The sequence below is a fragment of the Streptomyces sp. NPDC026575 genome, assembly GCF_055567415.1.
On the sequence record NZ_JBVHQM010000003.1, the window covers coordinates 156,754 to 179,509 of the forward strand.

The 22,756-nt window shown below is 66.3% G+C and carries 23 protein-coding genes and 1 pseudogene; 12 read left to right on the plus strand and 12 right to left on the minus strand.

Annotated features, from left to right (window positions below):
• Positions 1 to 123 precede the first annotated feature (123 nt).
• From ACZ4NB_RS05135 to ACZ4NB_RS05185, 11 genes and pseudogenes are all read left to right on the plus strand, one after another.
• A pseudogene (locus tag ACZ4NB_RS05135) lies at positions 124 to 469 on the plus strand (helix-turn-helix domain-containing protein); the annotation flags it as partial.
• Positions 470 to 954: 485 nt separating this feature from the next.
• Positions 955 to 1,245 (plus strand): hypothetical protein, encoded by a 291-nt coding sequence (locus tag ACZ4NB_RS05140; RefSeq protein ID WP_467658389.1) that lies wholly within the window; start codon positions 955 to 957, stop codon positions 1,243 to 1,245.
• Positions 1,246 to 1,420: 175 nt separating this feature from the next.
• The gene (locus ACZ4NB_RS05145; protein WP_467658390.1) at positions 1,421 to 2,797 is read left to right on the plus strand and encodes a B12-binding domain-containing radical SAM protein; all 1,377 of its coding nucleotides are present in this window, start codon (positions 1,421 to 1,423) and stop codon (positions 2,795 to 2,797) included.
• Between the two features lie 24 nt (positions 2,798 to 2,821).
• Positions 2,822 to 3,646, plus strand: a complete 825-nt coding sequence (locus tag ACZ4NB_RS05150) for a hypothetical protein (RefSeq protein WP_467658392.1) — start codon at positions 2,822 to 2,824, stop codon at positions 3,644 to 3,646.
• On the plus strand, positions 3,633 to 4,901 hold the full coding sequence (locus ACZ4NB_RS05155) for a hypothetical protein (RefSeq protein ID WP_467658393.1): 1,269 nt from the start codon (positions 3,633 to 3,635) through the stop codon (positions 4,899 to 4,901). Before ACZ4NB_RS05150 ends, ACZ4NB_RS05155 begins: the two co-directional genes overlap by 14 nt.
• Complete coding sequence (locus ACZ4NB_RS05160) at positions 4,885 to 5,910, plus strand: biotin synthase BioB (protein ID WP_467658394.1); 1,026 nt, start codon at positions 4,885 to 4,887, stop codon at positions 5,908 to 5,910. Before ACZ4NB_RS05155 ends, ACZ4NB_RS05160 begins: the two co-directional genes overlap by 17 nt.
• Positions 5,907 to 7,184, plus strand: a complete 1,278-nt coding sequence (locus tag ACZ4NB_RS05165) for an MFS transporter (protein ID WP_467658396.1) — start codon at positions 5,907 to 5,909, stop codon at positions 7,182 to 7,184. The genes ACZ4NB_RS05160 and ACZ4NB_RS05165 overlap by 4 nt, the downstream gene beginning before the upstream one ends.
• Positions 7,181 to 8,503: a class I adenylate-forming enzyme family protein gene (locus ACZ4NB_RS05170; protein ID WP_467658398.1), complete on the plus strand. Its 1,323-nt coding sequence runs from the start codon at positions 7,181 to 7,183 to the stop codon at positions 8,501 to 8,503. The genes ACZ4NB_RS05165 and ACZ4NB_RS05170 overlap by 4 nt, the downstream gene beginning before the upstream one ends.
• Entirely contained in the window at positions 8,496 to 8,816 is a 321-nt protein-coding gene (locus ACZ4NB_RS05175; protein WP_467658399.1) for an acyl carrier protein, read from the plus strand. The genes ACZ4NB_RS05170 and ACZ4NB_RS05175 overlap by 8 nt, the downstream gene beginning before the upstream one ends.
• A 16-nt stretch (positions 8,817 to 8,832) precedes the next feature.
• Positions 8,833 to 9,549, plus strand: coding sequence for a 2OG-Fe(II) oxygenase (locus ACZ4NB_RS05180; protein ID WP_467658401.1), 717 nt, complete (start codon positions 8,833 to 8,835; stop codon positions 9,547 to 9,549).
• A 55-nt stretch (positions 9,550 to 9,604) separates the two neighbouring features.
• Positions 9,605 to 10,384, plus strand: coding sequence for an aspartyl/asparaginyl beta-hydroxylase domain-containing protein (locus ACZ4NB_RS05185; RefSeq protein WP_467658402.1), 780 nt, complete (start codon positions 9,605 to 9,607; stop codon positions 10,382 to 10,384).
• 66 nt (positions 10,385 to 10,450) lie between these two features.
• Here the strand turns inward: ACZ4NB_RS05185 and ACZ4NB_RS05190 are convergent, their stop codons facing one another.
• From ACZ4NB_RS05190 to ACZ4NB_RS05230, 9 genes are all read right to left on the minus strand, one after another.
• Positions 10,451 to 11,230 carry a class I SAM-dependent methyltransferase gene (locus ACZ4NB_RS05190; RefSeq protein WP_467658403.1) on the minus strand — a complete coding sequence of 260 codons (780 nt, stop codon included), beginning with the start codon at positions 11,228 to 11,230 and terminating at the stop codon, positions 10,451 to 10,453.
• A 303-nt stretch (positions 11,231 to 11,533) separates the two neighbouring features.
• Positions 11,534 to 12,553, minus strand: coding sequence for a DNA cytosine methyltransferase (locus ACZ4NB_RS05195; protein ID WP_467658647.1), 1,020 nt, complete (start codon positions 12,551 to 12,553; stop codon positions 11,534 to 11,536).
• Positions 12,447 to 12,755, minus strand: a complete 309-nt coding sequence (locus ACZ4NB_RS05200; RefSeq protein ID WP_467658405.1) for a DNA cytosine methyltransferase — start codon at positions 12,753 to 12,755, stop codon at positions 12,447 to 12,449. The genes ACZ4NB_RS05195 and ACZ4NB_RS05200 overlap by 107 nt, the downstream gene beginning before the upstream one ends.
• Positions 12,734 to 13,330, minus strand: coding sequence for a hypothetical protein (locus ACZ4NB_RS05205; protein ID WP_467658406.1), 597 nt, complete (start codon positions 13,328 to 13,330; stop codon positions 12,734 to 12,736). The genes ACZ4NB_RS05200 and ACZ4NB_RS05205 overlap by 22 nt, the downstream gene beginning before the upstream one ends.
• Positions 13,327 to 14,514 carry a DnaB-like helicase N-terminal domain-containing protein gene (locus ACZ4NB_RS05210; RefSeq protein ID WP_467658407.1) on the minus strand — a complete coding sequence of 396 codons (1,188 nt, stop codon included), beginning with the start codon at positions 14,512 to 14,514 and terminating at the stop codon, positions 13,327 to 13,329. The genes ACZ4NB_RS05205 and ACZ4NB_RS05210 overlap by 4 nt, the downstream gene beginning before the upstream one ends.
• Positions 14,511 to 14,759, minus strand: coding sequence for a hypothetical protein (locus tag ACZ4NB_RS05215; protein WP_467658408.1), 249 nt, complete (start codon positions 14,757 to 14,759; stop codon positions 14,511 to 14,513). Before ACZ4NB_RS05215 ends, ACZ4NB_RS05210 begins: the two co-directional genes overlap by 4 nt.
• 111 nt (positions 14,760 to 14,870) lie before the next feature.
• Positions 14,871 to 16,664, minus strand: coding sequence for a type IV secretory system conjugative DNA transfer family protein (locus tag ACZ4NB_RS05220; protein ID WP_467658410.1), 1,794 nt, complete (start codon positions 16,662 to 16,664; stop codon positions 14,871 to 14,873).
• Positions 16,665 to 16,804: 140 nt separating this feature from the next.
• Positions 16,805 to 16,927 (minus strand): hypothetical protein, encoded by a 123-nt coding sequence (locus tag ACZ4NB_RS05225; RefSeq protein ID WP_467658411.1) that lies wholly within the window; start codon positions 16,925 to 16,927, stop codon positions 16,805 to 16,807.
• Positions 16,928 to 16,933: 6 nt separating this feature from the next.
• Positions 16,934 to 17,170 (minus strand): hypothetical protein, encoded by a 237-nt coding sequence (locus ACZ4NB_RS05230; RefSeq protein WP_467658412.1) that lies wholly within the window; start codon positions 17,168 to 17,170, stop codon positions 16,934 to 16,936.
• A gap of 689 nt (positions 17,171 to 17,859) precedes the next feature.
• Between ACZ4NB_RS05230 and ltrA the strand changes: the two genes are divergently transcribed.
• On the plus strand, positions 17,860 to 19,371 hold the full coding sequence (gene ltrA / locus ACZ4NB_RS05235; RefSeq protein ID WP_467658414.1) for a group II intron reverse transcriptase/maturase: 1,512 nt from the start codon (positions 17,860 to 17,862) through the stop codon (positions 19,369 to 19,371).
• A 546-nt stretch (positions 19,372 to 19,917) separates the two neighbouring features.
• On the opposite strand, the gene ACZ4NB_RS05240 is transcribed toward ltrA, so the two are convergent.
• The 3 genes from ACZ4NB_RS05240 to ACZ4NB_RS05250 form a co-directional block, all read right to left on the minus strand.
• Positions 19,918 to 20,688: a hypothetical protein gene (locus ACZ4NB_RS05240; protein ID WP_467658415.1), complete on the minus strand. Its 771-nt coding sequence runs from the start codon at positions 20,686 to 20,688 to the stop codon at positions 19,918 to 19,920.
• A gap of 27 nt (positions 20,689 to 20,715) precedes the next feature.
• Positions 20,716 to 21,429 carry a hypothetical protein gene (locus tag ACZ4NB_RS05245; protein ID WP_467658416.1) on the minus strand — a complete coding sequence of 238 codons (714 nt, stop codon included), beginning with the start codon at positions 21,427 to 21,429 and terminating at the stop codon, positions 20,716 to 20,718.
• 85 nt (positions 21,430 to 21,514) lie between these two features.
• Positions 21,515 to 22,621: a hypothetical protein gene (locus tag ACZ4NB_RS05250; protein ID WP_467658418.1), complete on the minus strand. Its 1,107-nt coding sequence runs from the start codon at positions 22,619 to 22,621 to the stop codon at positions 21,515 to 21,517.
• Positions 22,622 to 22,756: the final 135 nt, after the last annotated feature.

Genomic DNA, 22,756 nt, shown 5'->3' on the forward strand with positions numbered 1-22,756 from the left:
TAGCGGCTGTGTCGTGCAGTGCTAAAGGGTGTTGCAGAATCGTCGTCCCCCGTGCACTTTCCCGGTATGGGTGGGGTGTTGCGGGCTGATCCGTTGTGAGTAGAGACGTTCACGGGCTTGCGGATGAGTGGGTTCGAGGGCCTGTTGAAGGTGATGCGGAGCGGGGCGGCAACGGTCCCGGAGGGGGCGGCCGTGGTGCCTGCCGCTGGCCGAGCGTGTACTACTGGTGGCCGTCTACTCCCGCACTAACCTCACCATGCAGCAGCTCGCCCCGCTCTTCGGGATCTCCCCGGCCACGGCCCGCCGGATCATCCAGCGGTTGGGGCCCTTGCTCGCGCTGGATCCGGCCCCAACGCCCGGTCGCAGATGCCGACCGCCTGTGGATTGTGGACGGCACCCTCATCCCCGTCTGCGACCGTACGGTAGGTGCCTCGTCCGCAACTACCGCATGTCGGCAAACGTACAGGTCAAGCGAGAATAGTTCAGCGTTGGATCGTCTCCACCGCGTATCTGCTCTCGCCCGTGGCCGAAATCAACAGGTGCAAGGGGCGATCCGTTCAAGCCAAGCGGCAGCCCCCTGTTGCGTGGGAGTTTTCAGGTTGCAACTCGTGGGTGATTGATCTTCGCATTTCGGACTCAGCGTGATGACCTTCCTGCGCACAGCCATCCAATCATTGCGAGAACTCGGGATCCACTTGTGGAGAGGGGATGGACGCACAGTCCGTCAGACCACAGCCGAAGCCAGCTGTCTTTCGGTCATCCGCTTGAGTCCTGATGACTTCGGTCGCTTGATCGGCTTAGATCGCCGTTGATCGCAGGCTGAGCCTCGATCGTGCGGGTTTCGAACGTTGGGTGGTTCGGCTTGGTTTTCGACTGCCATGCCAGCTCATGATCGAACTCGCTCACTGCAATTTCCACCCATCCCCAAATACAGGGGAAAACGAGGAGGAATAGGTGTCTCAGCAAGTTGCCGAGTACTCGGCCGAACAGATCGCTGACGCCGGCAAGGCGGCCCTCACAATGGAGGCCCTGATCGGGCGCCTCAGCTACGACGAGAGTTTTGCCTCGCATCTGGCCAACAACCCTCGCGAGGCTCTTGAGGGCTCGGGAATGCTGATGGAGAAGGAGGCCGTCGAGGTCCTCTTGGCGACCGACCCGGAGCGTTTCGACAAGCTCTGCGAGGCGCTCTTCGACCTGGTCGACTCCGAATTTCTGCACCAGTTGGTGGGGCCTTCCTGTGCCTGACCCTTTCCAGGGGAGCGCACAGATTTCGCCTGCACTGCATAAGCGTGATTGCTAACCGCGACACGTAAAGCAGAAATCGCTGCATGGCGGGGGCAGGCCGATCGTTGTGGCCTGCCCCCGCCGTCCGAATATTCGATCGTCCGCCATGGCGGAGAGTTTTTCGAGAGGATCGAGAATGGCTCGCGTTGCACTGGTCAATCTGGCTAGTCTCCCCATGCCGGGTAATGAGCCTATTTTTCCCATCGGTCTGCGGTCTGTCCAAGACGCTCTCGACCGTTTTAGCCATGAGACGCGCCTGATTGATTTTGCCGAAGATCCTGGCGCCGTCGAAGACCTCTCCTGGGTCACTGAACCTTGGGATGTCATTGGATTCACCATACGTAACATTGACCCTATCGACATGTCCTGCGATGGTCACGTCGAGCACTATGAGCACTTCCTAAACCGGGTACGCCAGTGCCTCGGTGATGCTGGCCGTCTCCCCCTCTTGGTTGGCGGGGGACCTGGATACAGCCTGTTTGCTGACCAGTTGCTGGTCCGGCTCGGCTTCGACGTAGGCGTCGTTGGGCCTGGCGAGCAGGCCCTGCTCGACATCCTCGCCGACCCGGAGCGATACCGCGGAGCGGGCCAGAACATTACCGGGCGCCGGTACGACGGCTTCCTGACGAACGTACTCCACCATCCGAAGTCCCTGATGGAGACCTACGCAAATTTCGAAGGGGCCATGATCGGTGTTGAGACGCGCCGTAAGACCTGCTATCAGGGATGCGTCTACTGCCCGTACGCATACATCAGCGGCGACAACAGCGGTGACCTGAAGTCGCTGAATATTATCGCGTCCGAGCTCCGCGCCATCCATGCTGCAGGAATCCGCCGAGTGTTCTTCACGGACGGAATCTTCAACAGTGAGCTCCGATATGCCAAGGAAGTTGTCAAGCTAATCACGGAGCTAAGCCTTCCGGGCCTAACATGGTCGGCATACTTCACACCCAAGCCGTTCGACGACGAATTTGCTGAACTCCTCGCCGGGAGTAAGGTGGAATTCGTCGTAATCTCGCCGGATAGTCTTGACGACCGCGTGATGAAATTACTCGGCAAGACCTTCGATACCCGCCATGTCGACCGATGTCTGGAACGGTGCAGGCGGCACGGGATTCCCGCCCGGGTAAACGTCGTCTTTGGCGGCCCAGGAGAAAACCGCGAAAGCGTGCGCAACAGCATTCAGTACATCAATTCTAAGCTGGAAGACGGCGAGCTGGTAATGCACGTAGGTTATAGGGTGCTGCCACAGACCGGCATGGCCAGACAGCTTAATATGCCCGACGGTGACCTGGTGGGCCCGACGTTCTACCCGTTCCACCCTGATATCTTCTCGTGGATTATTCAGGATCTCGACAGTCGTTTCATGCCGCCCAAGGTGTTGATCAACTTCCTGGCCGTTCGTAGTTCTAGCAAGCGGATGAACAAGATCCCTCTCACGGAGGAATTGCAGGACGCAGCGCCCACAGAATTCCCGTATCTCGCGCTGAGTCGGCAACTTCCGCTCGTGTGATCGCTCGACTATAGGTGACTGCTTATGAAGAACGGACGAGTGCGCCGACTGATGCCGGTGGATGCCGACGAGATTCTCCGAATCGTCGATCTCGAAGGACTCGACGCCGAGACGCTGGTCCGGGAGTTGGCGGCTGAGGACGATTACCTCTGGATAGGGCTCGACACGGCCGCTGGGGGTCTGGGCGCCGTGCACCGCAGTATGAAGTGGGGTGATCACCTCCTGCTTAAGGGGGTCTTCGTCGAAGAATCCATGCGCGGCAGCGGCGCGGCACTGGAGCTGGCATTCGCACTGCGTGACGCCGCGAGCGGCAACAGATTTGCCGGCCTAGCCGCCTGGATCGAACCGCACAAGCCGGAAGCAGGGCTGGCACGCATGCTCCGATTGCGGGCGACTGGGCCGTTGATCCACCGGTTCGAGCTACCGGTACCAGACGATGGCCCTTCCGTTGCCGCGTCTGGCGATGGCCATGGCAAGCTCGCGCTGCACATGCCAGAGCCGGCGCGATTGATTCCGCTGGTGGACGATTTGCTGAGCAGCGACTCGCCTGCCACGGTGCGCTGGGTGGTCGACCGCCACCGCTTGGTGCTGAGCGGCTTCCCCCCGCGCTCCGTCGCGGACCTTGACTTGTTGACTCAGGCTGCAGGGCCACTGGCTAGGGCAAAGGGCACGGGTTTTCTGGAGTTTCCGATTCCGGCAGCGGACCTCTCGGCTGCGCTCTCTCTGGCTGCGGTCAAGGCACGGCGGCTCAGCCGGACGCCCGTCCGCCTGGGACGTCTGGACTTCGGTACCACTCACGACGGTCCGGCCCGCGACGGCAGGAGGCAAAACGCAAATGACGCCGCTTGAAGCACGAGAGCTGTGCCTGCACGCCGACCCGGACGAGGCGCTTGCAGAACTGCGCCGCCGCGATATCGGTGCGGCGCAGCTGCGGGAGTTGCTCGGCCGCACCGACGAGAACGTTTGGCGTGCCTGGTCAGGAACCGTGGAGCTGCACGACGAGCATGGTCGGCAAACGGATATGGCCGTGCATGTACCCGCGTACACGCGGGGACGTCAACTCGGCGCCTTGATCGTTCTCCACGGCGCTGGGGGCAGCGGAGAACAGGTGCTGCCCTACTTCACCGCACTCGCCGACAGGCTGTCGATGGCTGTCCTCTGCCCGACCGCGCAGCTGCCGAGGCAGAAATCGAACAACCTCGACCTTGCCGGAATCTTTGGCAGCCGGTTCCACATGCCCCGCTGGGACCTGGCTGGCCGCGACTTCCCCCTCGCTGCCCTCCGGTGGGCCCGGACCGAACTCGGCGCCGACCCCAACCGGTGCGTCCTCGCTGGAGTCTCCATGGGCGGACTGGCGACCTGGAATCTAGGCATGAGGTTCTGGCATTCCTTTGCTGCGGCCGTACCGTTCAACGGAGCCCTCTCCGTCTGGGAGTCGTTCGGAACTGATACGCGAACCAGGGCCCTGCTGCCCAATACTCTTCCGCTCTCCCTCTTCGTCGTGCACGGCAGCAAGGACGAGCAGATCCCCGCACAGTTCGACCGTGAATCCGTGAGCACGCTGTGCGATCTCGGCCACCAGGATGTGGAGTACGTGGAGGTTTCGGATGGCGCGCACGGACTGGGCACACTCGGGCTGACGGACGGCAGCCCGCTGTTTCGCAAACTCGAACATTGGCTGGCCCGTACCAGCCGTACGAGTCGGCCAGCCGAGATTCGCCACCGGGTGGCCGAGGACGCGCACGGTCGTGCTCATTGGGTGCGCCTCAGCGGTGTCAGACCGCGGCAGACGGCAGTGGTGCATGCGCGTCGAACGGCCGCCGACCGGATCGACATCGAGGTCAGCGGGGCCCGACTGGTGACGCTCTACCTGCGCGGTGAGCAGCTAGCTCCCGGGGACACCGTCACGGTGGTAGTCAACGGTTCGGTCTCGTCACTCCGATTCACACCGGACCTGTCGACCGTAGTCGACTCCTTCCGAGAGACGGCGGACCCGGAGCTCGTCGCGGAACAGGTGGAGCACATCACTGTCCCGCAGCACTCCAGCAACGAGTCGACCGAATCGAACAACGAAGAGAGGCTTGGGCATGCTCACTCGATCTGAAATACGGTCGTATCTCACGGCCAGGGGCCCGGCCCAGGAGGAGCTCTTCGCTGAGGCCCGGCGGCTCAGGGAGGAGCACTTCGGGCCGAACGTGATCCTGCGCGGCGTCATAGAAGTCACCAACGTGTGCCGGGTGAACTGCGATTACTGTCCCATGCGCCGCGATAACACACCGGACAACGACCGCTACTTCATGAGCAGTGACGGCATACTGGAGCGCGCGAGGGAGATCCGGGCAGCTGGGATCGACATTATCCTCTTCCAGGGCGGCGAAACTCGCCGGAATCTCACCGCGATCGAGGACGCCATTCCGCGGATTCGCGAACTGTTCGACGGCCGTGTCGAGATCCTGCTCAACCTCGGGAACATGCGCCGCGGACAGTACGAACGCCTACGCAACCTCGGTGCGACGAGTTACATCCTCAAGCACGAGACGAGCGACCCGCGCCTGCACGAGAAAATGCGACACGAATCGCTCGACGAGCGCCTGCGCTGCATGAGGGACTTGCTGGACCTCGGCTACCGGGTGGGCACCGGCCTGATCTCCAGTCTGCCCGGCCAGTCCCTCGACAGCATTGTCGACGACATCGAGCTGGCTGAATCGCTGGGAGTCCACATGTGCAGCGTGAGCCCCTTCGTGCCTGCCCCGAACACCCCCCTTCAACTCGCCCCTATCGGCGACAACGAGCTCGCTCTCAACGCACTCGCCACCCTCCGAGTGCACCGTCCCCAGCTGCTCATCCCATCGGTGAGCGCCCTGGAAAAGACGTCCTCGGGCGGACAGTCCCGGGGGTTGGCCGCCGGCGCCAATGTCATGACGGTGAACTTCACCGGTGACACTGACCGGCAGCGGTACCTGATTTACGGCAAGGACCGGTTCGTGGTGAAGAAGCAGCACGTCGAGGACCTGGTCCAGTCATCCGGTCTGCGGATTCGTGGGTCGGTGTTCCTGGACTCGGGCGCCGACGTCCCGGTCAGTGCAGGCAACGGTCTGAGGTCCACGTCATGAGCACACACTCTGTGACATCCACAAACTTCAGACGCTTCTGGTTCGGGCAGACGCTCTCCCAGTTCGGCACTCGCATCGGCACACTCGGTCTCTCAGTGACCGCCGTCGAGCTTCTCCACGCAGACACCCAAGAAGTCGGCATTCTCGGCGCCGCATCTACTGTTTGCTACCTCCTCATCGGTCTTCCGGCGGGCGCGTGGGTGGACCGGATGCTCAAGCGTCAGACGATGATGTGGGCAGCCCTCATCCGCTGCCTGGCTGTACTCGCGGTCCCGGGCCTCTGGTTAACGGGGGATCTGCGGATGGAAGTGCTGTACGCCGTCGCTGTCGTCGTCGGCGTGGTGACCGTCTTCTTCGACGTCGCCTACCAGTCCTACGTGCCAGTCCTCGTACCTGAGGAGGAAATCGCCGCTGCCAATGGCCGACTCGAAGCCACCGCCCAGGTGTCGACTCTCGGTGGGCCGGCGCTGGCCGGACTACTCATGAGGGTGGTTAGCGCGCCAGTGGTAATGCTCGTGGACTCCTTCACATACTTCGCCAGCTTCCTGTGCCTCACAGTGACCCAGGACAGCGAACAGAGGTCCGCACTAAATCCTCAGGCCAAGGGGCACCTGTTCGCGGACATTGGGGAAGGGTTGCGCTTCGTCCGTGACCAGCTAGTCATCCGGCGTCTGGCGATGTCCATGGGTGCTTCAAACTTCTTCGCCACCATGGTGGCGACCTTGGTCCCCGTCCTGGTCATGCGTACCATCGGCTTTGATTCGTTCATGCTCGGGCTCATCATGACCTGCGGCGCTGCCGGAGGTGTGCTGGGGGCGTTGCTTGCCGCCAGGGCCCGGAAGCGATTCAGCGCGGGCACCGTCATGTCCTGCGGGCTGCTCACTGCCGCGTTCTTTGGCGCGTCCAACCCGCTGGCGGCTACAGTCGCCCAGCACAGCAAAATCCTTGCAGGAGCAGTCCTGCTGGTAGGCGAATTCGGCCTCACGCTCGGGGCGTTGCTCTACAACGTGACCCAGGTCAGCCTTCGACAGACTCTCTGCCCCAAGAACCTCCTCGGCCGTATGAACGCTTCCATTCGCTTTGTCGTCTGGGGCAGCATGCCGCTCGCCGCCCTAGTGGCGGGCTGGCTGGGGTCAAGGATCGGCGTTGTGCCGACCCTGTGGATCGGCGTGGTCGGTAGCGTGGCGACGGTTCTGCCGATCGTTACTATCGACAAGGTCATCTCCGCAACCGCTGCCGTGTCAGCGGCGAAGCAGCGGGAGGCCGTAGAGTGAACAGCGGCCGTCACGAACTGGTGGCACGCATCCTGGCGCAGGGTGTGCACGTCGACGGCGACCGCATCGACGCTGCAGGTTCTCCTTTTCACTGCCTCTGCGACCGCCTCGCTCAAGCCGGGGTGCGGCCCGGTCAGTCTGTGGTGCTGGCTGGCCTACAAGGCCGCGACTTGGTGGTGGCCACCATGGCAGTGTGGCAACTGGACGCGGTGCCGATGCCGGTGCCGGAACCGGCACCGAGCCTCGACGGGCAGGCCGCCCAGATCATCTGCGAGACATGCCAGATCACTCCGGATCTCGCCGTATCCCCCGCTGCCCCAGGTCACTGGGCCGGAGTCCTCGACACCACTGCGGTGCTCCACCTCAGCTCCGGTAGCACCGACCGCCCCAAGGTCGCACGGCGTGGCGTGGCAAGCGTGTTGTACGACGCCGAGGGCTACCGTACGGGGCTGGGACTAGTCCCGGGTGACTGCGTTGCGGTCCCCGTCCCGCTCGTGCATTCCTTCGGCTGGAGCATCGCTGTCAGCGCGCTGCTCAGCGGATGTGACATCGACGTGACGCCCTTCGTCAGGGCGGGCACGCTGGCCCGCAAGGCTGACTCCGGCGCAGTGTCGGTTCTCGCCCTTACGCCGCCCCTGGCCCGGCTGCTGGTCGAGACCCGGCGCCAGGGCGGATCCACGCCGCGCGCCGCGATGGCTGGCGCCGGCCAGGTCCCTGACGAACTCAATGAGTCGTTCCAGCAGCGATTCGGGCTGCCGCTGCTGCGCGGATACGGCTCCACGGAGACTGGGGGCACCTTCTTCGGGGACCGGGGCATGGGCCGGCCCGTGCCGGGGGTCGACATCGTCGAGCCGTCGCCCGGAGCGCACGGAGAACTGGTCCTGCGGCTGGCCGCTCCGCTGGAGGGCTACCTCGACGACGACGCTGGGCCCACGCAGGAGTGGCGTACGGGTGACATCGTCCGACGTGACACCGACGGCTTCGTGTACTTCGAAGAGCGAATGCGGGGGCAACTCCGCCTCAACGGGAGATCTGTCAGGTCGGATGTCACAGAGAAGTGTCTACGTTCCGCGCAGGGGGTAACGGATGTCTTCCTGCTCGTCCTCCCACGGAACGACAGGCCCGAGATCGAGGACTTCTACGCGGTGGTCGAAGGGAATGCCCGAGAGGAGGACTTGCTTGCGGCTCTGGCTGGAGGTCCGGTGGGAACTCCCATTCCGCGCGTGATGTTGTGTCGGAAAATTCCGCGGACCACGGTGGGTAAACGGGATCGGAGTGCGGTGATCGACAAAATACGGAAAGAGAGCAGATGTGCCTAGCTCCACAGAGCGCCGTGCGTGTCAACTGCTGGTCGCTCGCCATCTCGTACTGGCACTGGCCAACCGGGGGATAGAGGCCCCCACGGCCGAGGAGCTGATTGAGGATGCTGGCCTGCGGACCCGCGAATTCTCGCTGTTTGGTCTTAACTCACTCGACTGGATCGCTCTAGCCACGAGGTTGGAAGACGAGATCGGTGCAGAGATGCCGGATCAGGTGCTGCTGAGCCCCGAACACCGCTGCCTCGCGGGATGGAGCGAGGCGATCTTCGCCGCCTGTACAGCGCAGCCAGAGACGCATCAGCTGACCCACTGATCCTGGAGGGGAGAACGTGAAGGAGATTCAGCGCGGCAGGCGCTTCATCATCATCGACGACTTTCTCAGCAGGCAGGACTTCTCTGCTGCTCAGGACCTGATGGAGCGCGCGACGTTCACCAGGCGGGAGAGCGTCATCTCGGACGAGGACGGTCCTGCCTACCGTTCGAAGGGGGTGAGGTTCCGAGAGGACCTTGGAGCCGCAGGCACTGGCGGACGGCCGAAGCTGTACGAGGAGCTGGCCCGTGCGGTGCGCGCATACAGCGACTTCTACGGCGAGGCGGGCATCGCCTGGGACAGGCTTGCGTTCGCCTTCTGGAAGTACCCGGCAGGCAGCCGCCTCGGCTGGCACAACGATGCGGGACGGGGCAGACAGGGCGAGTTCATCCTTTTCCTCCACGACCTGTGGCGGCCGTCCTGGGGCGGTGAACTCAAGCTAATCGACGAGGATCCGCAGCCGATCGCCGCGGATGAGGAGGCGGAGAACGACTTGGTCCTGCGGATGGAGGCGCGGATCAACCGAAGCACGACGACCCCAGTGGCCATCGTGCCGAAGCCGAACCGGCTGGTCCTGGTGAAGTCGGACACCGTGCACACCATCGGGCGGGTGGATCACACAGCCGGAGATACCTTGCGTCGCACACTGACGGGATTCGTCTCAAAGAGCCCAGAGCGGGAACAGACTCGAGTGAGCGCGCGTGAAAAGTTCGAGGCGATCCTTAACGCTGGCTGATCTATGCACCCGCTCCCTCGGAAATATCCGTTGACCAACATATCTGGAGGGATTCATGCAGCCATGGCTTGCAAAGAGCCCGGCCTACCTGGAGCAGTGGATCGAGGAGCAAGAGATCGACCGCTCATCGCTCGAACGAGTGCTGGACGGCCTGGACATTGCGCTCCGGGATAAGGTGTTGGACCATACCAGTGGAGGCCAGGAGCCGAACATCTTCATCCCGGGCCTCTCCGAGATTGCTTGGTGGGACAACGGGCGCTTCCCGTGGATCGCGGACCTGGAAGCGGCTACCGAGGGCATCACGACGGAGTTCGAGAGCCTGGGCGGCCTAGTTGGCAAGCGAACCTTGTCCAAGCCGACTGAACTCGTGGACAAGGGACGATGGTCGGCGCATTACCTTTACTACACGGCCAAGGCGTACCCCAGGAACCTCAAGGCATGCCCGAAGACCGTCGAGATACTCGAACCGATTCCCGGTGCCCTGGGCTGCGGGATGACGTATTTCTCGGTGCTGGACCCGGGCACCCACATCCCGGCACACACGGGATATACGAATGCGCACTTGCGGTGTCACCTGGGGTTGGTGACCCCGAACGGCCCCCGCATTCGGGTGGGTGACGAGACGCGGGAATGGGAGCGGGGCAAGGCGTTCGTGTTCGACGACTCCTACGAGCACGAAGTTTGGAACGATAGCGACGAGGGGCGGGCAGTGCTGTTGTTCGACATCTGGCACCCCGAGTTGACGGAGATCGAGATTCGGGCCGTGTCGTATCTGATGGACATCTCCCGGAAGTTGATCTACCGGAGTTTCTGGACGAAGGAGTTCGCGACGTGATGACAGCCCGCTGCAGACCCGGGAGATGCCCCTTTGGGGCAGCAGTAGCCGTGCCCTCTACTTACCCTACTTGAGACGCATCGGGTCCGTAGGTACCGTGCCGCAACTTGACTGGGCGTCGAGTCGGAACAGGGCGGCCCACAGGAAGGGTTCGCCAAAGTAGGCGGACTCGGGCGGTTCGTCGTGCATGAGGCGAACTTCGACCTCTGCTAGGTCGGAGAAGATCCGGCGTAGGGATTGTGGGGTGTAGGCGAGTCCGCCGTGGAGGTGGGCGTCGCGGTAGAAGGCTGCGTCGGGGAGGTCAGATCCTCCCGTCTCTCCGGTCGTGAAGCAGGTGAGCGCGAAATGCCCACCAGGTGCGAGAAGTTGGTCGAGTAGCGCGAGGTAGCTGATGCGACGGTGGGGCGGCAGGTGATGGAAGCAGCCCGAATCGTAGATCAGGTCATAGCGTCCGCTCAGCTCGGTGCCGGCCAGGGCGAAGGCGTCTCCTCTGTGAAACCGGACGCGGGCCCCAGCCTCTCGGGCGCGCTCCTCGGCCCATCCGACGGCTGCCGGGGAGAGGTCGACGGCGTCCACCTGGAATCCCAGGGAGTCCAGGTAAAGGGCGTTGCGTCCGGGCCCACAGCCCAGGTCGAGCGCCCGGCCCGGGGTGATGAGCCGGCGGTCGAGGTATGAGGCGAGATTCTCGTCCGGCTTGGCCGCGAAGAACGGCACAGGCTTGGAACGGTCGGCATAGAAGGTATCCCACCAGGCGGCCGCGTGATTGGTCCAGCGGTCGGCGTCCGGCGGGATCAAGTCGTCCAGGAGTTTCAGCACGTCCTCGACGGTGCGGATGTTCCGGTCCATCCGGCCCCCTTTCACGATGGGGAGACAGTACGGCCGCACGCCACAAAATCCCAGCTCAGAGCGCACACGGCGAAGGCGTGGACAGGCGAATGCGCGGTTCGGAGAGGCGCCAACGAGCCCTGGTTGAGGCCCTGCACGCGAGGCCGCCCCTTCCCCTACTGAGGGGCGTCACGACGGCTTCTAGGAGGGCGCTCAAGCCAGTTTCTAAGATTTCTCTTCAGGTGGCTGCCTGCTCGTGGTCGCGGCTGCCGATCCGACCAATTCCGCCCAGGCATCGCGGCATCCAGAAGCGGCCTGATCCGCTCAGCGCGATGTGTGATGGCGGCAGGCCGGCCTGGTCGGCGAAAGGATCTGCAGGGCGCGGGCGGCCTGCTGCGGCACAACGCCATTGCCCAGAGAGGCCAATTGGGCAGGGCGACCCAGCCCCGGGGTGGCAGTCACCCAGCGGGGAGACAGTCCCTGCATCCACTCCACGAACAGCGGACTCAGGCGGCCCGCGTCATCGGTTGGCCGTGGCGCCGGGCGAGTGGCTGTCTCCCATCGGGCGAGGGCGGCGGCGTACGGCCCCCACATCTCGGTCCGTCCTCCGCCGACGTCGGCTCCTCGAACAGAGGCAGCAGCACCGTGAGCGACACCCCGCTTGCACCCTTCCGTCCCCGCGCCGTGCGCATGGGCTGCGCACCGGAGAGGTGTCGCAGTCGAGCTGCTGCTGACGGCAGCGTCAAGTCCCCATTGCCATGCCGTTGATTCGGCGAGCCTTTGGTCCCGTCGGAGGCCACGGGGGTGGGCGGGAGCCACTCGATCTCGTCCGCCAGGTTCGGGCCGTGGCCGCCCTGCTTCCTTTTCACCGGGTGCTGGCTGCCGCCGTTGGTCGCCAGGCTGCTGGTCGGGGTCTTGAGCAGAGACAGCCTGTCCGGATGGCCAGGCAGTGAGGAAGATCCGTGCTCGTTGGTGTGGGGCGCCGACGTCGGAGGCGTGAAGCACGCGCCAGCGTGCATCGAACCGGAGGTCGGCCAGGGAGCCGAGTACGGCACCCAGTGCTCGCACAGGAGGCTGGTCTGCGGTGTCTCCCAGACACCACGGGCAGGGTTCCACGTCGCCAGGGGAACCGGCGGGGGAGGACAGGAGTCCCCGGACATTCTCGATCACCACCAGGCACGGGTTGAGGGCTTTGATGGCACGGACGACGTGGTGCCACAGACCGGACCGGGTGCCATCAACCAGCCCGGCGCGGCGGCCGGCAACCGAGACGTCTTTGACACGGGAAACCCGCCGTAAGGACGCACACCCCAGGAACGTCGGACCAGTGCACGGTCGAGATATCGCCGAGGTTGGGCACCGTGGGCCAGTGGCGGGACAGGATCCGGGCGGCACCCGGATCGGTATCTGCATGCCAGGCAAGGCTGCCGCCGAGGGCGGCTTGGACGCCGAGGTCTAGGCCGCCGTATCCGGAGCACAGACTCCCGATCAATGGCGCGGTCGGCGGCACCGTCGGGTCAGCGGTCATGACGGGGCGCTGGGGCATAAGCGAGTCGGATGGGGGTCGGCGCCGGCGTGGCTGGCTCTACGGAGGTAAATCGAGTTCGTCGGGCGGGCTGACCGGCTCAGCGCGGCCAAGGTGCGTGGCGGCGTGCCGTCGATCCGGTCGGCCGAGCCCCGCAGGGTGTTGGCGGCTTCCTTCAGGTCGTCGCGGACGTAGACCATCCGCTCCTGAAAAATGCAGAATGCGGCCAGCCGGGCGTTCTGGTGGTCTGCGGTAGCCGGGGCGTCGGCGAAGCGGTGCAGGAAGCCGAGCTGGGCGTACGCCTGGGTGTAGTTCTCTATGGCACGCCCGGTGGGTACGGATGCTGACGTGTAAGCGTTGATGACCAGTCCGAGTTCGAGTCCGGGGGAGTCGGGTTCCGCGCTGCAGCGGGCCGCCTCCAACAGGTCCTTGGTCAGTTCCGCCAGGGTGGCGAGCTGCTTGGATGCGGTCGTGAGGTCGGGAAGCCCGCTCGGTGCCCCGGGCATACTGATTTTGGTGCGTAGTTGGTCGAACTCGTGGGCTACGGCGTACAGCCCGTCCTCTTCGAGGTCGGCGCGGCCAGTGTGGTCCTTCATGCGGGACTCCGGCGGTGGTGACGGTCAGGTGTGGCGGGAGGGGAGGCCGCGGCAGGGGCCACGGGCGGGGTGGGCTTGGTGAGGTGGGGGCGGCTTCGGGAACGGGCGGCGTCGATGCGGGCCGCAGGCGGGGCGGAGCCCGGCGAAGAGCGGGGGCGGGGCGGTTCGCGCTGGTCGCCGGTGGCGATACGCCAGCGTTGGCGGACTTCGTCCAGCGGCCCCAGGGCGTGGAGGGCGTAACCGATCAGCCGACCAGGCGCCAGGGACTCGTCGTCGGCGAGCGCACGTACCTGCCGGGCCGAGGCGGCTGCCGTCCGTACGAGCGAGGCTCGCACGACCTGCTCGCCGACGTACTCCCCCGACCCTGCGAACGCCGAGGGGTCGCAGATCCGCAGCACGCGTTCGGCATCGAGGGTTCGGTCGGCCATGGCACCGCGGCGTTGGGTCTCCCACAGCACGGTCAGCTGGTCGATGGGCTCACCCCGGTGGTGGAGCGCGCCCAGCGAACGGTAGATCTGCTGATGGCCGGCATCGACGAAATCGCCGGGGTGGAGCCAGCCCACCACCTCGTCCAGCGTCTGGGGACGACCACTGAGGCAGCCGAGGAGGAACTCCTCATCGGCCAGGAGCTGTTCGTCTACCGGCTGCGGATGAGCGGGAGGGGACGGAGCCGATGCCGGGGTTGCTACGGGCCGGGGCTCGCCGCCCCAGCGGCGTGCGAGATCGGCCAGCACGTCGGACAGAACTTGGGCGTGGTGCACCGTCTCCTCAGCGCCGCCGCGGATGGCGTCGGCGCGGGCGGTCTGGTGCAGTCGTGTGGCGTGCTGGGCGACACTGTGGTGGATGGCGCCCTCCAGCACCATGCGTCCGTAGATCGCTGCGTGCTCCGGCCGTGGACAAGCCGCCACCAGGGAGTGTGTGTAGGAGGCGGTCAGGCCCCGGGTGTGCTTGCTGGCCTCGGTGACCGTGTCGGTCATCCACGACATCGGTACGGGGCCGGCGTCCTGGGCCTTCGAGGCGGGGTGGTCGTCGGCTCGGAGCTTGAGCATTGCGGCGTAGATCGCGGTGTGTGCCGGACGGGAGAAGTGCTCCGGCCGAAGCCAGGGCGCAAGGCGGTCAAGCTGGCCGGGAGCCAGGAAGACCGCTCCAAGGACGGCCTGCTCGGCTTGGACGAGCGGCGTCACCGTTGAACCTCGCGTACGGGAGTGTCGGAAGCGTCGCGCCCGTTGTGCAGATCAGCGACGGCACGGTTGGCCGTGGCCATGTCGGTGGCGAAGCGGTCCAGTTCGCTCGTAAAGGCGGCATCGGTGGCGAGCATCGTTCCGGAGGGCGATACGAGCCACCAGCGGCCGGCGCGGCGTACGACGGGAGCGTCGGCCAGCCGCTCGGATTGGCTGAGGGAAGTCCAGGACGGTGCGGGGTGTGGCATGGGAGAGCACCTCGTGAAGAAGGCGAAGGCCGGGGAGTAGATCGGGCGGGCGGCGCGGCGCGGGGGTCGCGCCGCGCGGTCTCGCCCGGGTGCGGAGTTGCGCGGGGCCGGTCATGCCGCGGGAGTGAAGTCGTCCTGGCGCAGCGCCTTGGCGGCAGCGCGTTCGCTGATCGCGGCCGTGGCCTTGGCGGACGCGGCCCCCAGCTTCTTGGCGTCGCGGCCCTTGTACCAGGGCTTGAGGTCCATGAGCGCGAGGCGGATACCGGTGGCCATCAACACGGCGGTGCCCTTGGGCATTGCGCGGAGCACGTCCAGTGGCAGCACCCGCTCCTGGCGCATCGAGACCGAGGTGGACTTGCCCGACTCGCCGGTGGAGACCGAGACCGTGCGCACGTCGTGCTCACCGCCCAGGCGCGAGATCTTGTCGGCGAAGTCGGCGTCGTCCATGCCCGAGCCGATCACCTTGATCGTCGCAGCGGAGAGCAGGGAGTCCATGCCGGACTGCCCCCACACGCGGACGCCCTGCTGGTAGGACTGCAGGATCGTCATCGGGATGACGCCGCGGGAGCCGAGATGCGAGTACAGGTCTGGCAGGTCGGCGATCTTGCAGACGTTGGCGGCCTCGTCCAGGATCGCCAGCAGCGGAGCATCGAGACGGCCGCCGTCGCGTTCGGCCTGGATGACGGCGGCGCGCATGACGGCGTCGGCGGCTGCGGCGATGATCGCCGAGGCGGAGCCGCCGCCGTCCTTCGACAGCAGGTACAAGGTGTCCTTGCTGGTTGCGAACGCCTCCGGCTTGAACTCCCGCACCTTTTCAAGGCTGTTGGGCGGGGTGACCCAGGCGGCGATGCCGGGGTCGAGGAGGCAGCTGGCGTACTGGCGGGCGGTTTCGAAGATGCCGTCGCGGGTTTCGACCGCCCCGGCCACGGTGCCCTGGAGCTGGGCTGCGACCGCGTCGAACCCAGCGTCTTGCAGCAGATCGATCGCCGTGCGGTCGGCCGGCGAAGCCAGCCAGGCCAGGACGTCCGTGATCGGGCGTCGGGCATGGGCGGCGGCGAGGAAGAAGGCGGTGAGGGTGTTGGCGGCGGCCGTGGACCAGAAGTCGCCGGCGCTGGATTCGTCGACGGAGTCGGTGACGAAATGCCCGGCGAGCCGCCGGGCTCCGGCGAGATCGCGGGCGTCGGCGAGGATGTCCCACCACATGGTCTGCGGCGCGTGGGCGATCTGCTGCGGATCCAGCGTCCACACTGTCCCCACCTTGGCACGTGCGTCGATGGTTGCGGTGTAGGCGTCGCGTGCCGCCTTGTTGGAGGTCAGCAGCACGGGGCCGGGGGCGCGCAGGATAGCGGGGATGGCCAGGCCGGAGGTCTTGCCGGAGCGGGGGGCCATGATCGCCAGAATCACGTCCTCCCAGGAGGAACGGAGTTCGGCCTTGCCCGGTGTGAAGGTTCCCAGCAGGACGCCCCGGTCGTCCGGGGCGATGTCCTTGGGCTTCTTGCCCGCCAGGCTGGGGCGCAGGTCGATGGCCTTGGCGGCGATCTGCTTCGCCAGCAGAGGCTCCAGGTCACGTCGGGTGGCCAGCCCCGACGGGCTGCTGCGGTAGCACAGCCAGACCTTCGCGGCTACGACGGCGGCGGCTATGAGGACTAGGGCGGGCAGGACGTAGCAGCCGGTGATGACGGCAGGCTGGGCGAGATGGGGCCAGACCTGCTCGGGGTGGAGGAGGGCCGTGGTTGGCTGATAGGCGGCCCACCGGTCGGTGCCGGCAACGGTATTGGCGAGATTGCCGAACAGCCAGGCCAGCGAGCCTCCTCCCATACCGAGCCCGGCGAGGGCGATCAGGAGGTAGAGGAGGAGGTCGGTGCCGGTGGTGGTCGAGGGCGTGGTGGTGCGTGGCGTTGACAAGGCGAGTTCCAGGGGTGCGCGGCGCGAGAGGAGGGTAGGACGGGGCGGCGCGTTCTTCTGGTGATCACGGCGGTGCTCCTATGGCAGAGTCGGAGGGGATGAGCAGGGCGGCGGGGACAGACCTCGCGCTGGCAGTTCGTCTAGGCGGCCGGGGTGGGACGCGAGCGGTTGCCATAGATCTCGGCCCGTGCGGCTTCGCCGGCGGCAGGACAGATGAGGTCGAGATCGAGGTTGGTGGAATGGCGTGCAGCGATCAGATGCATCGCAGCCTACGTGGCACGGGCCTTCTTCTCCGCCTCGCTCAGCCCCTCGGGCAGGCGGAACTGGTGCCTGGAGCCCTGCGGCTCCTCGAAGCCGAACTCCCGGAGAATCTTGTCGGCGTTGGGGTGGTGGCTGTCGGCGAGGACCTCGGTGCCGCGCGGCTTGCGGTAGATCTCGACGTCGTCCATGTACACCTCGTGGAGGAAGGCGATACAGCGGGACCGGACGCGGCTGAAGCGGGACATGAGTGAACCTTTCTGCGGGGCGGGAGAAGGCTTTTAGAAGTGGGGGTTTTCGTTCGGCCGGTCGCCGTCGGTGGCGGCTCGCAGTAGTTCAGGCAGGTCGGCGGGGTCGGCGTCGCGCTGGTCGATCCACCAGCCGGCGCGGGGTGTGCCGTGAGGCGCTTGTTGTTCCGAATGGAGGTGCAAGACCTTCATCTCCGGGCCGTCGCAGAGGTCCGGTGAAGCTGAGGGCAGCCTGACCCGGGAGGTGCCGGGGAGGGTGGGAAGCAGCCCTGACAAAGCCGGGATGGGCTGGCACTGCCAGACAGTTCAGGTCCGGCGAGCGAGACGGGAAGGTGTACGCGAGGAACCAGTGCTTGAACCCTCGTTAGGTGGAGCCGGCTCGAAACCTGGTGGATCTGGGCCGGCGTTGGGGTGCGTTGTCATCTAGATCGTGGAGATGACGCCCGTCCGGAGCGAAGCCATCGCGACCGGGCAGCCCGCGCGGAAGAACTGCGGCGTACGCGCGGGGGCCTCCGGGGCAAAGCTGGGCGCCTAACCCGTCGATCGGCAGCAAGTGAACACGGGAACCGCACCGGTTCTCCCGCCAGCAGTCCGCATCCAGTGGACGGCGGGATAGGCCCACCGTCGGCTGACGGACCGGATGCGGGGCGGAGCCGCCGTAGTAGTCGGAGGCCGGGAAAGCCGGTCACATGGCGAAGGGCGGCAGCGAGTCGAGCAGTGGAAAGGCTGTCATGCCAGAAGATGCGCCGGTGAACATCGGCGCCATGCTGTTGAGCCCGTTCCGGGCCCAGCGGCGGGTACTGGAGATTCAGACGAAACTGCACCACTGGGCGGTGGCCGATCAGGGTCGCCGGTTCGGTGATCTGTTCAACCTCGTGGTGGACCCGGCATTCCTCGCCGTGGCGTGGGAGCGGGTCCGGGAGAGCAAGGGCGCGCGCAGCGCGGGTGTGGACGGAAGGACCGTCCACGGCATCGAGCGAAGTGCGCACGGTGCGGCAGGGCTGCTGGAGGAACTGCGGGCCGATGTGAAGGCCCGTACGTTCCGGCCGCTGCCGGTGAAGCAGCGGTGGATTCCCAAGGCGAACGGCAAACTGCGCCGCCTGGGCATCCCGACGGTCCGTGACCGTGTCGTGCAGGCGTCCTTGAAGCTGGTGCTGGAACCGATCCTGGAATCCGACTTCCAGCCGTGCAGCTACGGGTTCCGTCCGGAACGACGGGCACAGGACGCGATCGAGGAGATCCGCAACTACGCCACGAACCCACGGAGTTACACCTGGGTGTTCGAGGGCGACGTTGCGGCCTGCTTCGATGAGATCGACCACACCGCTCTGATGGAGCTGGTGCGGAGACGCATCGCAGACAGGCGTGTCCTGAGCCTGGTCAAGGCGTTCCTCAAGGCGGGCCTGCTGGACGAGCTGGATGTCCTCCGGGACACCTCCACCGGCACTCCCCAGGGCGGCATCCTTTCGCCGCTGCTGGCCAACGTCGCACTGTCGGTACTCGATGAGCACTTCACCGGGCTCTGGCAGGCGCACGGAAGCAACGCTTCCCGCACCCGTTTCCGTCAGCGCGGAGGCGCGACCTACCGGCTGGTCCGGTACGCCGACGACTTCGTGGTGATGGTGAAGGGAACCATGGAACAGGCCCTGGGTCTGTTCGCCGAGGTGAGCGGGGTCTTGAACCGGGTCGGGCTGAGGCTCGCCCCCGACAAGACCCGTGTGGTGCACATCGACGAGGGGTTCGACTTCCTCGGGTTCCGCATCCAGCGGCATCAGCAGTGGGGAAGCGACCGGCAACTGATCTACAGCTACCCGTCGCGGAGATCGCGCGCGACGGTCAAACGAAAGGTCAAAGAAGCCACACGACACATCCCGAACCAGACAGCGGACGAGCTGTTCCGGCAACTGAACAGGATCACCCGCGGATGGGCCCTCTACTTCCGGCACGGAGCATCCAAAGCGGCCTTCCAAGACCTCGACCACTTCCTGTGGTGGCGGACTCTGACCTGGCTGGTGAAGAAGCATCCGAACCGAGGCAAGAAGTGGATCAACCGGCGCTACTACCCCGGTGGGAAGTGGTGGCCGGAGGCGAACGGAGTAGAGATCAGACCTCCGGGCTGGACAGCGATTACGCGCTACCGCTACCGAGGCGACACGATCCCAACCCCGTGGGCCCTGCGACCCGAGCCCGCCATCAGCTGATGCGGGACTCGTGGAGAGCCGGATGCGGGGAGACTCGCACGTCCGGTTCGGGCGAGCGGCCGGGAGAGACGGACTGGTGGCAACACCAGCGCCGCGCTCCCGGCCGACTCCACTCAGGGGTCGCACCGCGTTCTCTATGGCCTCCCATTCCGCTTCGCTGGTGGCGCCTTCGAGGACGAGGGCGGTGAAGTCGGCGGAGACGAGCTGGTGGCGGCATCGGGTGCCCCAGGCGATGGCACGGTCGGTGCCCTCCAGCGGCGGCATGCGGTACTGCTCGGACCACTCCTGAGCCTCGGCCTGCTCGGCGGCCCGCTTCTTCGCCAGCCACTCGGCCTGCGACTCGGCATCCTCGCCCCGGGCGGCCCGCCAGCAGTCCGTGCAGTCGCGGGCTGAGAGCCAGCGGGCGTAGCCGGCACGCCGGTCCGCCGACCGGTCGGCAAGGTCGGCCTCGGTGGTGTGTCCGCAGGCGTGGTCGATGATCCACAGCGTCTTGACGGCCATGACAGGAACTCCTTCTTCTGTGCTTCTGGGATCGAAAAGGGGTGGTCAGCGTGTACGGCGGGGGCTGGGCGGCGCGGCCGTGGAGCAGGGTGCTTCTTCCGGGGCTGTAGCAAGGTCGGCTGGGCGCTTGGGTGAGGACGCCACGGCCGCGCGAGCACGGGCGGTGTGCGTGACGGAGGGGACCTCGTGCCGAGCCGGGAGCGGAACGTCGGCCAGCGGCGGGGCATCCTGCGGCGTCACGTCCGGCATGACGGACAGATCGAGCTGCGCGTCGGCCAACCGGTCGCCGAGGAAGGCGACATGGTGCGCGATCGTGCGCAGGTGCTGGCCCAGCTCCCGGCCGCCTGGGGTATCGAGTCGTCCACACCAGGCGGCGGCGGTGTCGATGAACTCCTCCAGATCGCCGACGGCACCGTGGTGCTCATCAAGGATCTGCTCCAGCACATCGGCGACGTCGGCCGAGCGGCGCAGCTCGTGCAGCTCGCCGGTCAGCGCGGTCAACGACTGCCCAGGCAGCGTTTTACGTGCGGCCACGCCGTCTGGCGTGGGGACGGGCGGCGGCAGCATGATGCGGGGATCGGCAGCGACGGAGAGGCCGGCGTCCTGAAATTCGCGGGTGGCGGCAGCCACTGTCCGGACCGCGGTGTTGTGCGGTGTGCCCTCCGGCAGGAGGTAGACGTCCAGGTCCTGGCTGTAGCGGAAGTGGTGCTTGCGCAGGACCTCGTCCAGGTGCGGCCGGTCATCCGCTACGGCGGCGCCCATACCAAGATCGGGGTGAACTCCGAAGGCAACGTCGGGCTCGTACGGCAGATCCATTGCGAAGGCTCCTTCGAGGCAGAGGCGTTAGCGGGCGCGGACCGGCTGCTGGGTTGCGGTAGCCGGCCGGTAGGCGACGGTGGCGGCTGGCTGCTGCGGCAGCGCGACGCCCGCACGGGCCGGGGAGACGGCGGTGGCGGCCTGAGCGCGACGCTGCATCATCGACAGCCTCGGATCACGACGCTCATTGCCGGGCATCGAATAGAAGGCATCGAACGCCCGGCCGGTGTGCTCCAGCCGGGCCTCGACGTACCGCAGATCGCCCTCGCCACGGAGCAGCAGGCCCTCGCGGGTACGTACGTCCGTGCCGACCGCGCGCAGCGTGCCCTCACGGTCACGAACCTGGTCGTGCACCACGATCTGAGCAGCCCGTATGTCAGCGTCGAGCGCGCGGGCGGAAGCGAAGGCCGCCTGCCCGGCACTGGGCACCTGCGCGGAGGAACGATTCTCCAGTCGGCCAAGACCTTGGTGGGGGGTGAGCGGGGTGTGGGGATTGAGGTCGTACGTGGCGTCGGAGGTGACGTGGTACTGCGCGGCACGCAAGGACTGGACTGCCTGTTGTCCTCGGCGGTTCGGGTCGCGGTTCGGCTCGGTGAGGGCGTAGAGGTTGCTGCCGGGCAGGGGCTCGAAGCCGACCCGCCGCAGCATGTGGTCGGCGACGTGGTTGTCGTGCGAAGCAGCTGCCACGACGCCGTAGCGGTCGTGGTGGCTGACGGTGATGTGCGGACGTGTTTCCGCCACGAGAAGTGCACCTCGCAGAGGTTGGGGCCGTGCGGACGACGAGGGTGCGGCCCAATGACGGGTTTGGTGATGCCGGAAAAATGCGCTAGCGCGAGGGAGGCCGACGGTCGTGCCCCTGCAGACCGACCTCGACCGGCCGTGAGGCGGACTCCTTCGCCGGCGCGGCGCTCTTCCGCGCAGCGAGTGGCGACCGGACGCGGGCTGCCTCGGCCTGCGCCGAACGCTTCAGCCCCTCCGAGCTGCGCTCCAGCGCCTGCTCGGCCCGCGCCATCTGCACGAGCGCGCCAGCGTTCTCCATCCAGGTCAGGGAACAGTCCCAACCCTCGGCGTTACGCTCGACGACCGCCCTGTCGAAGACCTCCTTGGCGCGCGGGTGGTCGGGTACCAGGGCATCGGCGACGGCCTGGAAGTCCGCCTGGACGTGTGCGCCTTCGTCCAGGGCTTCGCGCAGAACGATCAGCCGGTTCGGCCAGCGTCCGGCCGCACGATCGGCGGGATCCAGGAGCGGGAGGGTCTCTTCGGCGTGGGCGAGAAGGGCCGGGCCGTGGTCGAGGAAGGGGGCGAACTGGGCCCACATCTCGGCGTCCCGCTGCTGCTGGCGCAGGCCGTAGCGGTCATCAAGCGGCCAGTGATCGTCGTCGCACAGGCTGTCGGAGACGGCATCCCATGCGGCCAGGGCGCGCTCACCGGTGGCCACGGATACGGCGAGGTGCTCGATACACGCCTGATGAACGGCCTGTTCGTGCCGGGGGAGCAGCCGGTCCGCCACGGTGGAGGCTGCTCGTGCCGGGTCGGCGCTGACGACAATGCCGTCGGGTGCTTTGACAGCGTCTGTGACGTTGATCCCTTGTGGGGCGAGGGCGGCGACGAGGAACTCGTGCCTGCGCAGCGGACGGTCGACGACGACCAGCTCCAAGCCTGAGTCGCTGGTGAGCACGGCGTCCCGTTGCAGTACGAACTCGGACAGGGCCCAGCGGGCATGCCCGAAACCCCACAGCCGCTCGCGGAGCGGGAACTGGTCGCTGTATGCCGCGTGCTCGAGGGTGGCTGCGGTCCACGAGCCCGGCAGGCGGGCAGCGAGCGCTTCGGCGAACAGCGCAAGATCCGCACGTTCCTGCGGCCGGTGGGACGAGCGGGTGATCTCACGCTGGACAGCTCGCGCGACGGAGTTGGGGCGCGTCGCTTCAGCCATGACTGGTCCCGGTGCGATCACCAGCGGGTACCTGGTGTGCCGCACTCGTGCGGCGAGTCTCATCCAGAACGCCGAAGGGGCCTGTGGCCAAAGGGATGTGGCTATGCGAGGCGTTGGCCTTCGCGGCGTTGATGT

Excerpts from the sequence above, each read along its gene's own strand:
- ACZ4NB_RS05215 (WP_467658408.1), bottom strand. The coding sequence starts at position 14,759 with ATGCCACACCCCGCACCGTCCTGGACTTCCCTCAGCCAATCCGAGCGG.
- ACZ4NB_RS05190 (WP_467658403.1), bottom strand. The coding sequence starts at position 11,230 with ATGGACCGGAACATCCGCACCGTCGAGGACGTGCTGAAACTCCTGGAC.
- ACZ4NB_RS05230 (WP_467658412.1), bottom strand. The coding sequence starts at position 17,170 with ATGTCCCGCTTCAGCCGCGTCCGGTCCCGCTGTATCGCCTTCCTCCAC.
- ACZ4NB_RS05185 (WP_467658402.1), top strand. The coding sequence starts at position 9,605 with ATGCAGCCATGGCTTGCAAAGAGCCCGGCCTACCTGGAGCAGTGGATC.
- ACZ4NB_RS05160 (WP_467658394.1), top strand. The coding sequence starts at position 4,885 with ATGCTCACTCGATCTGAAATACGGTCGTATCTCACGGCCAGGGGCCCG.
- ltrA (WP_467658414.1), top strand. The coding sequence starts at position 17,860 with ATGGCGAAGGGCGGCAGCGAGTCGAGCAGTGGAAAGGCTGTCATGCCA.
- ACZ4NB_RS05205 (WP_467658406.1), bottom strand. The coding sequence starts at position 13,330 with ATGAAGGACCACACTGGCCGCGCCGACCTCGAAGAGGACGGGCTGTAC.
- ACZ4NB_RS05150 (WP_467658392.1), top strand. The coding sequence starts at position 2,822 with ATGAAGAACGGACGAGTGCGCCGACTGATGCCGGTGGATGCCGACGAG.
- ACZ4NB_RS05155 (WP_467658393.1), top strand. The coding sequence starts at position 3,633 with ATGACGCCGCTTGAAGCACGAGAGCTGTGCCTGCACGCCGACCCGGAC.
- ACZ4NB_RS05240 (WP_467658415.1), bottom strand. The coding sequence starts at position 20,688 with ATGGATCTGCCGTACGAGCCCGACGTTGCCTTCGGAGTTCACCCCGAT.
- ACZ4NB_RS05225 (WP_467658411.1), bottom strand. The coding sequence starts at position 16,927 with ATGCATCTGATCGCTGCACGCCATTCCACCAACCTCGATCTCGACCTC.
- ACZ4NB_RS05250 (WP_467658418.1), bottom strand. The coding sequence starts at position 22,621 with ATGGCTGAAGCGACGCGCCCCAACTCCGTCGCGCGAGCTGTCCAGCGT.
- ACZ4NB_RS05200 (WP_467658405.1), bottom strand. The coding sequence starts at position 12,755 with ATGCCCCAGCGCCCCGTCATGACCGCTGACCCGACGGTGCCGCCGACC.
- ACZ4NB_RS05165 (WP_467658396.1), top strand. The coding sequence starts at position 5,907 with ATGAGCACACACTCTGTGACATCCACAAACTTCAGACGCTTCTGGTTC.
- ACZ4NB_RS05145 (WP_467658390.1), top strand. The coding sequence starts at position 1,421 with ATGGCTCGCGTTGCACTGGTCAATCTGGCTAGTCTCCCCATGCCGGGT.